17 protein-coding genes are annotated in these 13,483 nt (G+C 36.2%); 3 read left to right on the top strand and 14 right to left on the bottom strand.

Annotation, left to right across the window (positions count from 1 at the left end; all coding sequences use genetic code 11):
- Positions 1 to 69: 69 nt before the first annotated feature.
- Positions 70 to 435 (bottom strand): YqxA family protein, encoded by a 366-nt coding sequence (locus AC0OM3_RS01970; protein WP_001215036.1) that lies wholly within the window; start codon positions 433 to 435, stop codon positions 70 to 72.
- Positions 432 to 1,535 carry a GPR endopeptidase gene (gpr, locus tag AC0OM3_RS01965; RefSeq protein WP_000662622.1) on the bottom strand — a complete coding sequence of 368 codons (1,104 nt, stop codon included), beginning with the start codon at positions 1,533 to 1,535 and terminating at the stop codon, positions 432 to 434. Before gpr ends, AC0OM3_RS01970 begins: the two co-directional genes overlap by 4 nt.
- 180 nt (positions 1,536 to 1,715) lie before the next feature.
- Here gpr and rpsT point away from each other — a divergent pair, with 180 nt between their 5' ends.
- Positions 1,716 to 1,973 (top strand): 30S ribosomal protein S20, encoded by a 258-nt coding sequence (gene rpsT, locus AC0OM3_RS01960; protein ID WP_001274011.1) that lies wholly within the window; start codon positions 1,716 to 1,718, stop codon positions 1,971 to 1,973.
- 83 nt (positions 1,974 to 2,056) lie between these two features.
- Here rpsT and holA read toward each other — a convergent pair whose 3' ends face one another.
- Positions 2,057 to 3,067: a DNA polymerase III subunit delta gene (holA, locus tag AC0OM3_RS01955; RefSeq protein ID WP_001279922.1), complete on the bottom strand. Its 1,011-nt coding sequence runs from the start codon at positions 3,065 to 3,067 to the stop codon at positions 2,057 to 2,059.
- A gap of 346 nt (positions 3,068 to 3,413) precedes the next feature.
- On the opposite strand from holA, the gene AC0OM3_RS01950 reads away from it, so the two are divergent.
- Positions 3,414 to 3,548, top strand: coding sequence for a YqzM family protein (locus tag AC0OM3_RS01950; protein ID WP_000997609.1), 135 nt, complete (start codon positions 3,414 to 3,416; stop codon positions 3,546 to 3,548).
- A 31-nt stretch (positions 3,549 to 3,579) separates the two neighbouring features.
- Here AC0OM3_RS01950 and AC0OM3_RS01945 read toward each other — a convergent pair whose 3' ends face one another.
- The 3 genes from AC0OM3_RS01945 to AC0OM3_RS01935 form a co-directional block, all read right to left on the bottom strand.
- Positions 3,580 to 5,901 (bottom strand): DNA internalization-related competence protein ComEC/Rec2, encoded by a 2,322-nt coding sequence (locus AC0OM3_RS01945; RefSeq protein ID WP_199717669.1) that lies wholly within the window; start codon positions 5,899 to 5,901, stop codon positions 3,580 to 3,582.
- Positions 5,902 to 5,915: 14 nt separating this feature from the next.
- Positions 5,916 to 6,473 carry a ComE operon protein 2 gene (locus AC0OM3_RS01940; protein WP_000439771.1) on the bottom strand — a complete coding sequence of 186 codons (558 nt, stop codon included), beginning with the start codon at positions 6,471 to 6,473 and terminating at the stop codon, positions 5,916 to 5,918.
- A gap of 62 nt (positions 6,474 to 6,535) precedes the next feature.
- Positions 6,536 to 7,135 (bottom strand): helix-hairpin-helix domain-containing protein, encoded by a 600-nt coding sequence (locus tag AC0OM3_RS01935; protein WP_000989933.1) that lies wholly within the window; start codon positions 7,133 to 7,135, stop codon positions 6,536 to 6,538.
- A gap of 77 nt (positions 7,136 to 7,212) precedes the next feature.
- Here AC0OM3_RS01935 and comER point away from each other — a divergent pair, with 77 nt between their 5' ends.
- Positions 7,213 to 8,040: a late competence protein ComER gene (gene comER / locus AC0OM3_RS01930; RefSeq protein WP_001020553.1), complete on the top strand. Its 828-nt coding sequence runs from the start codon at positions 7,213 to 7,215 to the stop codon at positions 8,038 to 8,040.
- A 171-nt stretch (positions 8,041 to 8,211) separates the two neighbouring features.
- On the opposite strand, the gene AC0OM3_RS01925 is transcribed toward comER, so the two are convergent.
- The 8 genes from AC0OM3_RS01925 to AC0OM3_RS01890 all read right to left on the bottom strand — a co-directional run bounded on the left by AC0OM3_RS01925 (position 8,212) and on the right by AC0OM3_RS01890 (position 13,347).
- On the bottom strand, positions 8,212 to 8,961 hold the full coding sequence (locus AC0OM3_RS01925; RefSeq protein WP_000873072.1) for a class I SAM-dependent methyltransferase: 750 nt from the start codon (positions 8,959 to 8,961) through the stop codon (positions 8,212 to 8,214).
- Entirely contained in the window at positions 8,958 to 9,314 is a 357-nt protein-coding gene (gene rsfS, locus AC0OM3_RS01920; RefSeq protein WP_000998173.1) for a ribosome silencing factor, read from the bottom strand. Before rsfS ends, AC0OM3_RS01925 begins: the two co-directional genes overlap by 4 nt.
- A complete protein-coding gene (gene yqeK / locus AC0OM3_RS01915) occupies positions 9,311 to 9,880 on the bottom strand; it encodes a bis(5'-nucleosyl)-tetraphosphatase (symmetrical) YqeK (RefSeq protein WP_074593431.1) in 570 nt (189 codons plus the stop codon). The genes rsfS and yqeK overlap by 4 nt, the downstream gene beginning before the upstream one ends.
- Positions 9,870 to 10,439, bottom strand: a complete 570-nt coding sequence (gene nadD / locus AC0OM3_RS01910; RefSeq protein ID WP_001226048.1) for a nicotinate-nucleotide adenylyltransferase — start codon at positions 10,437 to 10,439, stop codon at positions 9,870 to 9,872. The genes yqeK and nadD overlap by 11 nt, the downstream gene beginning before the upstream one ends.
- A gap of 137 nt (positions 10,440 to 10,576) precedes the next feature.
- On the bottom strand, positions 10,577 to 10,870 hold the full coding sequence (yhbY, locus tag AC0OM3_RS01905) for a ribosome assembly RNA-binding protein YhbY (RefSeq protein WP_000955224.1): 294 nt from the start codon (positions 10,868 to 10,870) through the stop codon (positions 10,577 to 10,579).
- Between the two features lie 5 nt (positions 10,871 to 10,875).
- Positions 10,876 to 11,709 carry a shikimate dehydrogenase gene (gene aroE, locus AC0OM3_RS01900; RefSeq protein WP_000812084.1) on the bottom strand — a complete coding sequence of 278 codons (834 nt, stop codon included), beginning with the start codon at positions 11,707 to 11,709 and terminating at the stop codon, positions 10,876 to 10,878.
- A gap of 15 nt (positions 11,710 to 11,724) precedes the next feature.
- Positions 11,725 to 12,831 carry a ribosome biogenesis GTPase YqeH gene (gene yqeH, locus AC0OM3_RS01895; RefSeq protein ID WP_000140801.1) on the bottom strand — a complete coding sequence of 369 codons (1,107 nt, stop codon included), beginning with the start codon at positions 12,829 to 12,831 and terminating at the stop codon, positions 11,725 to 11,727.
- Positions 12,832 to 12,834: 3 nt separating this feature from the next.
- Positions 12,835 to 13,347 (bottom strand): YqeG family HAD IIIA-type phosphatase, encoded by a 513-nt coding sequence (locus AC0OM3_RS01890; protein WP_000765314.1) that lies wholly within the window; start codon positions 13,345 to 13,347, stop codon positions 12,835 to 12,837.
- Positions 13,348 to 13,483 lie beyond the last annotated feature (136 nt).

The raw sequence follows: 13,483 nt of genomic DNA, 5'->3' as shown, positions 1-13,483 counted from the left end.
ACAAACCCTTTTCAAATTTTAAAACGGCTGTCTTACAAATCAGTAAAACAACCTTCTCCCATGTTACTCTTAGCTAAAAATTTCTTTTATTTTCCCAACAACTATATCCGTTCCGAACTTCGTCATTTCATAAGCTACACTTGCTACAGCCATCCCAATTCCTTCTACAACATTAAAACTTCTTAAACGTTCTAATTGTTGTTGTTTTTCTGAGGCCGAAAACGAGCTACCCAAAATTTCTGATTCAGCACCTGTACTTTCTGTCCCTGTCATATGAGCGATTTGTTCATATGATAATTGCTGATAGCCTTTCATACTTTTCAAACCATGATTAGCAAGTGCCACTCCTGCTATCATCATAAGTAAACATAAAGCTACACTACATATACACAAAAGCGTAAAGCGACTCAAACGATAATCATCTGTTCCCCTCAATGTGTATATGCTCCCGTATTATCTTGATCAATTTGATGATGCAGCGCCGCATTTAAACCACTCGCTATTACATTCGCCATATCCTCAATAAAAGTATCTACTTCTTTTGGGGTTACCATTAAATTATGACCAAGAGGAGATAGCACCTCATAAATCAGCCTTCTTTTTTCTTCTTCTTCTAACGTACCAACAGCACCTAAAAACATATTTCTGCTCTTTTCATCCGGCATATCTTCTTCTGTTAATTTTTTCTTTTCTCCAAATAAAAATCCCGCTGGTAACAAAGATCGTGAAGGTTTATTTCCTTCTTTCATCTCCCGGCCAAAATGTTTCAAAATAAAATCAATCGTATCACTTGTAATCGAAACAGCATCGACCACAGTCGGAACACCAATTGCGATAACAGGGATACCTAATGTTTCTTTACTTAGTTCTTTACGTTTATTCCCAACCCCCGATCCGGGATGAATTCCAGTATCAGAAATTTGTATCGTGCTATTTACTCGTTCAATAGAACGGGCAGCTAATGCGTCAATCGCAATTACAAAGTCCGGGTTCGTCTTCTCAATAATCCCATAAATAACATCGCTCGTTTCGATCCCTGTAATCCCCATTACCCCCGGCCGAATTGCACTAACAGGCCTAAACCCTTCTTCTACACTTTCAGGCTGTAATTGAAACAAATGTCTCGTTACTAATACATTTTCTACAACTATCGGTCCAAGAGCATCTGGTGTTACATTCCAATTCCCAAGACCTACAATTAAACAGCTTGCTTCTTTTGTAACGCCAATCTCTTCTAAGAAATAAGAAAATTCTTTTGCAAAAATACGCTCCACTTTTTGTTGAAGTTCTGTATCTTGCTGACGTATACCTTGAACTTCAAGCGTTAAATAATTTCCAGGCTTTTTACCCATCGCTTCAGAGGCAGCCTCATCAATTGTTACTTTTGTAATTATAGTACCTTCTTCTTCCCTCTCTTTTACAATAACTCCCTGTATCCCTTTTTGTTCTTCTTGGCTTTCTTGCAACATTTGATGAGCTTCTACAGCTAGGTCAGTTCTAATGCTATATTTACTTAAATCTAATGGTTCTTTCATCGTATCTCCTCCGTAATTCATAGTAAATATCGTTAGATTTCCCAAAGTTATATAAGGTCATTCTTTCCTTTACGTGAAATTTCATGGATATACTATTGCAATTCTCTTCACCGTTTGATAGAATATCACTTGTTCTATGTAAGAATCGAGTCATTCGATTGCACCAGGGAGGTGAAAAGTATGGCAAACATCAAATCTGCTATCAAACGCGCTAAACTTAGCGAAGAGCGTCGTGCACATAACGCTTCTATCAAGTCTGACATGCGTTCTGCTGTTAAAACTGTAGAAGCTTTAGTTACTAATAACGATCTTGAAAATGCTAAAGAAGCTTTCAAAACTGCTTCTAAAAAACTTGACAAAGCAGCTCGCAAAGGTCTTATCCACCAAAACGCTGCAGCTCGTCAAAAATCTCGCTTAGCGAAACAAGTAAACGCGTAAGGCGTTTAAAAAACGATCCATTTGGATCGTTTTTTTATATACAAAAAAGTTCATATACTTAGTACATGAACTTTTTTGTGTCATCACATATGATTTAATCGCATTAAGAAAAACTCGAGCACAAGCTTCTTATCCATCTTTCCCGTCTTCATACTATAATCAGCTTCCGCTAATTCTATAATCACTTTTTTTAATTCTTCAAAAGAGAAAAACTTCGTTTGATTCATTGCCAACTTTACACGATACGGATGTACACCAATATGAGATGCAATTTGATTTTGGCCATAACCACGTTGCTGTAGCTCTTTCACTTGATGGAGCAAGCGGAATTGACTCACTAATAACGCAAGCAATTTAATCGGTTCTTCCTGCTGCGTAAATAATCCATCCAAAATTTGCATTGCACCTGCAATATCTTTTTTCACCACTTTTTCTGTCAAAGCAAATACATTTTGCTCAACTGATTTTGGCACAAGCTCTGCAACAAGTTTCGTCGTAATCTCTCCGCCCATACCAACGTATAACGTTAACTTGTCCATTTCCTTCGCCAACATTGTTACATTACTCCCCACAAGCTCTAGCAACAAACTAACAGCCGCGTTATCAATATGCACATGTACTTCATCTGCACGAGCAACAATCCACTTCTGAACATCCTGCACTTGCATCGCATTTGCTTCTACTACATCTGCTGTTTTCTTTAATAGTTTTGTAATTTTTTTTCGCTCATCAAGTTTTTCGTAAGGCGCAACAAAAACAAGAATAGAAAATGGGGAAGGTTCACCAATGTATTCTTCTAAAATTTTTATATTTTGCTCTAACTTTTCTTTTTGCGAAGTCAAAAATAGCGGTGACTTTATTAACAGTACTTTCCGTTCTCCGAAGAAAGGAAGCGTACGCGCATCCTCAACCACATCTTCTAAATACGCTTCTTCTAAATCGTATGTCACAACATTAAACTCTCGATCTTCTTCTTCAAGTGCTTCTGTCGTAATAAGCTTTATCGTTTCATTTATAAAAAAAGCTTCCGTTCCATATAGTAAATATAACGGAGCAAACTGTTTCTTTTTAATTTTTTTATGTATATCACTCATACTTTTTCCTACTCCCTAACTTGGCAATATATATTTATACTAATGCCCTAGCTTTTGTTTTACAAGTACAAAGGAACAGGCTTTATAACCCGTCCCTTTATTTATATTAAACGCCACGCAATAAGCCCCGGGTTTCTTATTGGTGTGCGGTAATCACCTTCCCTTTATTATTCACAATAAAAATTTGAGTATAAGTGCCAACTGTTAACATGCTTGGAAACGAAAAACTCACATTACTTCATGATTTAAAAGTAACAAAAAAGCTCGTTTTCTCTTCATATGGAAATTGTAGATTTTTTTCTGACAATATTTTATACTAAAGTGGAATGTTGGGGAGGGATTCTAAATGAATGATTTTGAACAAAACGTTCAAAGTAAACGCAATGACGCTATTGATTCAGGGGTAGGATTTATCGTCTCATTTGGTTTTTTCGCAACACTTTTCATCATTGCAACTGTTATTAAATTTATCGGTTCTTAAAGACTGCCACTTCATGGCAGTCTTCTCTTTTTCATCTATTATGTGTTTTATCATATGTGATTTTACTTTTAAAGGTTCCATTTTTCCCTTTAAAAACATAGGAAATAGCACCTTGCTCGTCCGTGCGCCATATCGCACTCCCCATCTTCTCAAAACGCTCTATCACTTCTTTATGCGGGTGTCCATACCTATTCTGCTTACCAACAGATATAATCGCTACACGAGGCTGTATGACGTTCAAAAAAGGCTCTATAGATGACGTATTACTCCCATGATGAGCAACTTTTAAAACATCTACTCGTAAATCTGGATATGCCTCTACTAAAATCTTCTCCCCGTCTTCTTCCAAATCGCCTGTAAATAGCCACTTCAGCCCTCCAAATTTTGCCCATATTACAATTGAAGCGTTATTTTCGCTTTTTTCTTTTCCTTTTGGAGCTAAAACGAAAAATTCTGCTTCATTTACACTCCAATTCTCCCCTTCCCCCACTTCAGTTATTTTCATTTCCTTTTCTAATGCCTGTTTCTTTACTACTTTTTCTAATACTGCATCTTTTCCCTTCCGGCCAAATACCACTTCTTTTACAGGTATATATGATAATAATTCTTGCGCAGCACCTATATGATCTGCATCTCCATGCGTTACGATTAATTTATCAATTGTTTTAATACCTTCTTTTTGTAAATAGGGTATTAAAATATCATTCCCAACAGAAAATTCATGCTTTTTTTGCTGCCATTCTTCCTTATTCACACGAAGCGTTCCACCTGTATCAATAAGATAAATTCCTTTATCATACGGAAGGCGAATTAATATTGCATCACCTTGTCCAACATCAATAAATGTTACACTTCCGCTTCCTCTAAAATATGGATATACATAATGACATGTGCTAATAAAAAGAAATACACTGGCAACTATACAAACTATTTTTTTCGGCGCTCTCCTTTCCCAAACCATCAATATACTGACAATACTCGCGCAATATACAGCTACAAGATTGAAGGGCGTTTTCCCGAAAATAAGCTGGGTAAATGGTAAACTTTCACAATAACTCAGAAAATCATTAGACATACTCAAGCCTATTGATAATATATCCGCAAATTCTTTTGCGAGAAACGGGACAATTGGCATACACAGTAAAATAATAATGCTACATGGTAATACAATGATAGATAAAAACGGAACGTATAAGAGATTGAGGAGAATGCTATATGGAGAAAAATAACCAAAGTGATATAACAAAATCGGAGTACTAACGAGCTGTGAAATGATAGAAATATAAATAGAATTTCGGATTACTCCGTTGCTACTCCCTAACAATAACGGAGCAGACAAAAGTAAAGCGAAGCTACCTACAAAAGAAAACTGAAATCCAATATTAAAAACAAGATAAGGGTCATATATAAGCATACATATAGCTGTTACACTTAAAGCATCTAAACTAGATAAACGAATCGAGCACATAAAAGCAATCAACATCAAAACTCCTGTTATAGAAGCTCTTATAACAGAGGGTGACGCCCCTGCTAAAACCATATACAAAGGAATACAAACGATAAGGCAAATTGTTGCTACCTCCCTTGTCACACCGCTTCTTAGCAAAATAAAATATACTATCACCATTAACAATACAATGTGCGAACCTGAAATTGCTAACAAATGTACAAGACCAAATTGTTGATATTGCTCTTCCACTTCAAACGTCATTTGTTGTCTATCACCAAATAGTAATGCATTCATAAAAGCACCTGATTGCTCTGGAAACATTTCTGTAACTTTCGAGATTGCTTGTTGCCTCAAAAGAAGAATCCATTGCGTGAGCGATAGTGATGTTTTATAGCATTCAGAAATATATGTAGCCTCAAATGTGAAATAAATATGTTGTTTGTATAAATAATCACGGTAATTAAAACCATGAAAATTCCGAGCTGTTTCCGGTTCTTTCCTCTCACCCTCGAATACACATGATATCCCTATGTATAATTGTTGCATTTTTTTCTTTTCCAAGGCTGATTTGATTCTATAACTTAACTGCACTATATTTTTATTCTGATCTTCAAATTGAAAAGATAGGCGATCCCCATTAACAAGCGGTGTATTTTGTATAACCCCTCTTGTAACTCCATAGGACTCCCCTAGAGGCTTATTCCACGTTTGAACATAGGAAGTGTATATAGCGCTACTAAAGCACGCTACAATACAAAAAATGAAGGTTTTACGCGAAGTGCGATATAAACAGAAGAAAACATTTAAAAAGAGGCAAAAAACTATCAATAAAAGTGACGAGGAAAAGGCAATTGCAACCCCTATTATAAACGAGATTGCAACATACCCCCATTGTTCCTGCAACTTATACTCACTCCTTATAGCATCATTTTTGCTTTCGTGAATACATGCTGTAATTCTTCCATTGATAAATTATCTTTTTCTAAAGGCGCAAATAATTCTTTTAACTCCTTATAACGTTTTTGCTCCTCTAATGCAGCAATATCATATTCTAGCGGAACGTGCTTCACTGTTACATTCGCTTGTTCGAATAATTCTATGGCGTATGGATGATTTTTATAATCCTGCGCATAATAAACCGCTGTAATACCACTTTGAATAATTGCCTTACAACATTGTAAACAAGGGAAATGCGTAACGTAAATTTCTGCTTCCTCTGTTTTCGCACCAAACTTGGCACATTGTAATAAAGCATTCATTTCGGCATGAATTGTCCGAACACAATGATTATCGATTACGTAACAACCATCATCTATACAATGTACACCACCTTTAATTGAACCATTATATCCACCCGCAATAATTCGTTTATCGCGAACGATTGTTGCTCCTACCGCAAGCCTTGTACATGTACTACGTAACGATAGTAGATGGCTTTGCGTCATAAAATATTGATCCCATGAAATTCGTTCCATATTTTCACCTACTTTTTTGTCTACTTGTAGTGTAGCGAAAGAAGAAAAACTTCGTCAATCTTTTACGGAATAATAATTTGATCTTTTATCTTTTCAAGAGATTTCGCACCAATCCCATCAATCTCTAATAAATCTTCTATTTTCTGAAACGGACCATGCTCTTCTCGATATTTCAAAATACTTTCTGCCTTTCTAGAGCCAATCCCTGTAATTTTTTCTAATTGCTCTTTCGCCGCTGTATTTATTCGAATCTTGCCATCTTCCTTAGAAGAAGTAAGCATCCCTTGTTCTGACTCATTTTTACTCGGTATATAAAGAAGCATTTGATCTTGTACAATTTGTGCTAAATTCACTTTTTTCATATCTACCTCTGATAAAAAACCACCAGCCTTTTGAACCGCATCCTTTACGCGATCTCCTTCCTCCATTTCATATACCCCTTCTTTATTAACCGCTCCTTTCACATCAATTATAATTGTTCTTTTCTGTTCCTTTGTATCCGACATTTTCGGTTTACTCTTTTTTTCTATATCCTTCTCTTGTACATTCATTGTAATAGGCGTTCGTTCTACACTCTGATTCGTTTTCCAAAAAACAAGAAAAAGTAAAGTTCCAATAATAGCTACTAAACCTAACCACTTTTTCGGAAAATCCCACATCATTTTACACCTCTAATCATAAATTTATAACATCATTCATATTGTTTAGGAGAAAGCTGTTACGAAGGAGGGATGAAACTTTGAACATAGGAATTATAGGGACAGGAAACATGGGGAATATACTAATCGATGCATTTTTAGAAACCCGTGCTGTCAAACCTTCGTGCCTTACAATCATTAATCGGACGCCTGCCAAAGCATATCATATAAAAGAAAAATACCCTTCTGTTCATATAGCAAAAACTATCCCGGAAATAATCGAACAATCACAACTGATCTTTATTTGTGTTAAGCCGATAGATATATACCCTATCCTAAAAAAATACACTGAACATTTTTCTGATGACACGTGCTTAGTTTCTATTACAAGTCCAATATCTCCATCACAATTAGAGACTCTCGTACCTTGCCACGTCGCGCGTATCATTCCAAGTATCACAAATCGCGCGCTCTCTGGCGCCTCACTATTTACATTTGGAGATAATTGCTCTGAAGAATGGCAACAAAAACTACTTCGTCTATTCAAAAATATTTCGACACCTCTTGTAATAGAAGAAGATATAACGCGCGTTTCATCTGATATAGCAAGTTGCGGTCCTGCTTTCTTTAGTTATTTACTACAATGCTTCATTAACGCTGCTGTAGATAAAACAAATATTACACACGAAGAGGCTACTACTTTAGTAAGTGAAATGGTCGTGGGGATGGGGAAATTACTTGAAAAAGAAATCTTCACATTACCTACCTTACAAGAAAAGGTTTGCGTGAAAGGCGGCGTTACTGGGGAAGGCATCCGGGTTTTAGAAGAACACGTTGGAGATATGTTCCATAAGTTAATTGAGCGAACACATGAAAAATTTGATGAAGATTTAGAATGCGTTGATCAGCAATTCAATAAACACACATAATAAATACGTCATTTTCATTCCAAATCCTTTTTATAAATACTTACTTTTTTACAATACATTTTCACTTCAACTACTATTCCCACACTTTACGCATACAATCTTCAGATTATGCTAGAACTAAAAATACATCTTCTTTATAAAACAAAAGCAACCTTCTCGGTTGCTTTTGTTTTATCCGTTTTTCTTCGCCATGAAGAAAATACGCTCTGTTTGTTCTGTAACTTCAAGTCGCTCAAAATCACCTGTTACACGAAGCACTGTAAAACCTGCTTCTTCAAGCCATTTCGTTAACTCTTCCACTTGATATGCACGTTGCACGTGACATTCGTCAAACCGATGGTACACATCTTCTTCCGGATCTTGAACAAAGAATGTTAAATCATGCTCTACACTATTTGATTCTTCACCAGGGAAGCAATTCCAAATAAGAGATATTTCTTCTCCATTTACTGTATACGTTTCATTTTGAAATACATGATGTATTTTATATAAAGAATGTACATCAAATAAAAACAAACCATCTTGACGTAAATGGTGAGATACTCTTCTAAATGTTTCTTGTACTCCATCTTCTTGCAATACATAATTTAATGAATCACAAAAGATGGTTACACAATCAAACTCACCTGGAACATCAAGCTCGCGCATATCTTGTTGATAAAAAGGAATAAAGTATCCCTCTCCTCCTAGTTTTTGCTGAGCGACTGTTAACATTTCTTCTGAAAGATCGACACCTATTAAATCGTAACCCTTTTGCACAAGCGGAAGGGTTACATTACCCGTACCGCATGCTACATCAAGAATTTTTACCTCTTTCATATCTGCCTGCTGTAAACTTTCCTCTGTAAATTCCACCCATTTATCATAAGGGACATCATTCATTAGTTCGTCGTACAACAATGCAAATTGTTCGTATTTCATTGGCCTAACTCTTCTGTAATATCTTCACGTGGCACGTCGCCCCATAGACGCTCTAAATTATAGTGATTACGCTCATCTTTATGGAATACATGAGCAACTACATCTCCAAGATCAACTAATACCCAACGTGCTTCGTCAAATCCTTCCATACGTTGTACGTCGATTTGGAACTCATGTGCTTTTGATTTAATTTCACGTGCAATTGCTTGCACTTGTTTATCTGAATTACCGTGACAAATAATGAAATAATCTGCAATTGGTGAAATACCTTGCATATTTAGGACAACCATATCTTCTGCTCTCTTATCATCAGCTGCTTTTGCCGCTAATACTAATAAATCTTTATCGTTCATTTACTCATTTCCTCCTTGATAACTGCATTGTATGTTTGGAATGTTAATGGATAAATCGTCTGATCTTTTTCCATTAAAAATTGAATTGTTCTCTTTAACGCAAATAATAAAGCTTGATTTATATCCGTATATGCGAGTTTACGAGCCTCTTCCACTCCTGGAAACTTTCGCCCCGGTTCAATGTAATCAGCTACATAAATCACTTTATCTAACATCGTCATGTTCTCATGACCACTTGTATGATATGTAATAGCTTGCAAAATTTCAGAATCCGTAATGCCTACTTCTTTTTCTACTAAGTATGCCCCAACAGGTGCATGCCATAACTCTTTGTTATAGCAAAGTAAATCTTTCGGCAAATCTTTACGTTTAATAATCTCTTCCATCTCTGAAATTGCTCTACATTTCGCATAATCATGGAATATAGCTGCCATCTCTGCTTTTTTCTCGTCCACACCGTATAACTTAGCAAGCTCAATCGCTGTCTCCATTACACCAATTGTGTGTATATAACGTTTTTCATGCATTTGTTGTTTGACAATATGCAGTGCATTCTCACGATTCATACAACCCATTCCTCTCGATATATACCTGTACTTTTTCAGGAAGTAAATATTTACATGTTTTTTTCTCCTTATATCTCTCACGTAATAAGGATGAAGAAACTGCAAATTCCGGAATTTCCACTGTAGTAATCTTATATGGTGTATGCAATGTATACCCAGGTCTTGCAACTCCAACAAACGTTACAAGATTAAGTAAAGCTTCAATGTTATACCACTTCGGTAAATACTCAACCATATCCCCACCAATAATAAAGTGAAACTGCACATCCGGATACTTCTTCGTCAATTGTAACATAGTGTCATACGTATAAGATGGGCCCTTCCTACTTAGCTCTTCTAAACAAATAGAAAAGTGTTCTTCTGCCTCAGTCGCGAGCTCTAACATATGTAAACGACTTTCCACACTTGTAATATTCCGCCCTTGTTTATGTGGCGGAATCTGGTTTGGCAAGAACCATACTTCTTCCAAGTTCAAAGCGTGATATACTTCATTTGCAATTAGCAAATGTCCATAGTGAGGCGGATCAAATGTACCGCCAATGATGCCAATTTTCCTCAAAAGAAACGCCCCTTCCTTTTACATACAGCAACTCTCCTCGGTTAGGAATGAAGAGAGTTGCTATTAATAAAAGTTCAATTGGTTTCGCTCTGTACATCATTACGCATCAGCAATAAAAATAGCGCATGCTAGTCTTTTTATCGAGGAAGCTTAATTTGTTTATTTTCTCTTGATTCTTTGTATAAAACGATTGTGCTTCCAATTACTTGAACGATTTCAGCACGTGCACCTTTTGCAAGTTCTTCTGCAACCTCACGGCGATCGAATTCACAGTTCTGTAGCACACTTACTTTAAATAGCTCACGAGCTTCTAAAGTATCTGCGATTTGTTTAATCATATTTTCATTTACTCCGCCTTTTCCTACTTGAAAAATTGGTGTTAAATGATGTGCTTGTGCACGTAAAAATCTTTTTTGTTTTCCTGTTAACATATATGTTAGCCTCCAAGCTTTCTTATAACTAATTGTTTCATTCGTTCGATATTTGGCGCGCGGCCTGTCCACATTTCAAACGCAAGTGCACCTTGATAAACAAACATATCAATACCATTTTGAATGATTGCACCTTGCTCTTTCGCCTCGCATAAAATTTTCGTTTCAAATGGGTTATAAATTATATCTGATACAATCGTTCCTTTTTTTAACGAAGAAATTTGTAACGGCGTATGTTCAACGCGTGGATGCATACCTATCGTTGTCGTCTGAATGATAATATCATAATTCCCTTGCTCTTCTGTTGCTTTTTCTAAAGATAAAGGAACAGAATGAACAGTAGCCGTACATGCAGCAATAAGTTCTTTCGCCTTATCTACTGTACGATTGGCTACATCAATCTCTTTCACACCTACATCGGCAAGAGAAAAATAAATCGCTCGACTAGCACCACCTGCGCCAAGCAATAAAATACGTTTCTCTTGAAGTGGTTCACTACTAACGGACTGCAATGCTCGGACAAAACCAATTCCATCTGTATTGTAGCCAATCAACTTTCCACCCTTATGAACCACTGTATTTACCGCACCAATTTGTTTTGCTAGCGGGTCAATCTCATCCAAATAATCCATAATCGCAACTTTGTGCGGAGTTGTTACATTAAATCCTGAAATACCTAATGCTTTTAAACCTCTTACTGCTTCCCCTAGCTCTTCCTCTTTAACAAGAAAGGCATGATAATGGGCATCCATATTCAAGTGTTCAAATGCATCGTTATGCATAACGGGTGATAGTGAATGTCCAATTGGATTTCCGATTACACCATATAATTGTTTCATAAATCCCTCTCCATATTAAATTAAAGATTTACGCAATGAAACACTTACTCCTTTTGGTACGTGTGCAACAATTTTTGCTCCCGGTTCGTTCACAGTAACCCATCCTAATCCAGAGAATACAACATCCGTTTTTGGTTCACGAATATTAAACTCGTATTTCACTAGCTCTGGCATATTTTCTAATTCTTCTGGTGTTGGCGGGCTTAGTAAATCTCCAGCATGATTTTTATATAATTCATCTGCTTTCTCAAGCTTTGTACGATGGATTGTTAAACGATTCGAGAAGTGACAAGTAAATGCACGACGACCGCCACTTACATAATCAAAACGTGCCAGTCCACTAAAGAACAATGTTTGTTCTTCATTTAATTGGAACACCATCGGCTTAATTTCTTTTGTTGGTGTAATAAGCTTTAAGCTTTGTTTTCCAACATAGTGAGCCATTTGATGGTGGTTAATAATACCTGGCGTATCATATAAAGAAGATTCTTCATCTAACGGGATATCAATTAAATCAAGTGTTGTTCCTGGGAAATGAGATGTTGTAATTACATTTTCAGTCTCATCACTAAATTCTTTAATCATACGATTAATAAATGTCGATTTCCCTACATTCGTACATCCAACAACATAAACATCTTTGCCGCCGCGATAATACTCAATAGCCTCTGCTAGTTCAGCAATTCCTTGTCCCTTCGCTGCACTAATTAAAAAGACATCTTCTGGTTTTAATCCTAGCTGCTTTGCACTATAGCGCATCCAATGCTTTACTTTATCATGTTTTACTGACTTTGGAATTAAATCAGCTTTATTTCCAACAAGTAATACTTTATTATTTCCTACGAAACGATGTAAGCCAGGTAACCAGCTACCATTAAAATCAAAAATATCTACAATTTTGACTACTAATGCATCTGATTTTCCAATTCCATTTAAAATGCGTAGGAAGTCATCATCTGTTAACGATACATCTTGAATTTCGTTATAATGTTTCAAGCGAAAACAGCGTTGGCAAATGACTTGTTCTTTTTCTAAAGATGAGGCAGGAGCATACCCCACTTCGTTTTTATTTTCTGTTTGAATTTCTACACCGCAACCAATACATTTAATTGTTTCAGTCAAACTTTATTCCTCCCAGTTAATTAAACCTTTTTTCTTCATATTTTTCATAATTCTTCGTTCGATTTTTCGATTAAAGCGCGTTACTAATCCGTCCGTTTGTGCCACCGGTACAACTAAAATTGTATGAAGGCCTACTCGGTTTCCACCAAGCACGTCAGTCAGTAACTGATCTCCAATTACTACAACTTCATCTGGCTGCAAACGCATCTCTTGTATCGCACGCTTAAATGCGCGAACAAATGGTTTACGTGCACTATGAATAAATGGAATACCTAATGGATCAGCAAAATCTTTCACACGTTGCTCATTATTATTTGAAACGACCGTTACTTGGATGCCTTGCTCTTTCATCTCCAAGAACCATTTTTCAAGTTGCGGCGTTGCATTAGGACGATCCCATTCAATTAAAGTGTTATCTAAGTCAGTAATAACGCCTTTAATCCCACGTTTTTTTAAATCTTCTGGTTGAACATGATATACATTTTTTACATATTCATTTGGTAAAAATAGTTTCAATTTCTTTCACCTCTTTGAGGATTTTTCATAAAATTTTTCGACAACATTTTTCGATATATAACCTGTGGATAAAATTGTACACATTTTCCACATTAATTTTTCAGTTAATTTGGAATTTACTAACAAACTATACACA

This window comes from Bacillus sp. FAU20, from assembly GCF_056033865.1.
The sequence above is the reverse complement of the archived record's forward strand: the minus strand, read 5'-3'. Positions and strand labels throughout refer to the sequence as shown.

Bases quoted from the DNA above. Each gene is read 5' to 3' on its own strand.
- rpsT (WP_001274011.1), top strand. From the start codon at position 1,716: ATGGCAAACATCAAATCTGCTATCAAACGCGCTAAACTTAGCGAAGAG.
- AC0OM3_RS01925 (WP_000873072.1), bottom strand. From the start codon at position 8,961: ATGAAATACGAACAATTTGCATTGTTGTACGACGAACTAATGAATGAT.
- AC0OM3_RS01950 (WP_000997609.1), top strand. From the start codon at position 3,414: ATGAATGATTTTGAACAAAACGTTCAAAGTAAACGCAATGACGCTATT.
- yqeK (WP_074593431.1), bottom strand. From the start codon at position 9,880: ATGAATCGTGAGAATGCACTGCATATTGTCAAACAACAAATGCATGAA.
- holA (WP_001279922.1), bottom strand. From the start codon at position 3,067: ATGAGTGATATACATAAAAAAATTAAAAAGAAACAGTTTGCTCCGTTA.
- AC0OM3_RS01935 (WP_000989933.1), bottom strand. From the start codon at position 7,135: ATGATGTGGGATTTTCCGAAAAAGTGGTTAGGTTTAGTAGCTATTATT.
- gpr (WP_000662622.1), bottom strand. From the start codon at position 1,535: ATGAAAGAACCATTAGATTTAAGTAAATATAGCATTAGAACTGACCTA.
- yhbY (WP_000955224.1), bottom strand. From the start codon at position 10,870: ATGTTAACAGGAAAACAAAAAAGATTTTTACGTGCACAAGCACATCAT.
- aroE (WP_000812084.1), bottom strand. From the start codon at position 11,709: ATGAAACAATTATATGGTGTAATCGGAAATCCAATTGGACATTCACTA.
- rsfS (WP_000998173.1), bottom strand. From the start codon at position 9,314: ATGAACGATAAAGATTTATTAGTATTAGCGGCAAAAGCAGCTGATGAT.
- AC0OM3_RS01940 (WP_000439771.1), bottom strand. From the start codon at position 6,473: ATGGAACGAATTTCATGGGATCAATATTTTATGACGCAAAGCCATCTA.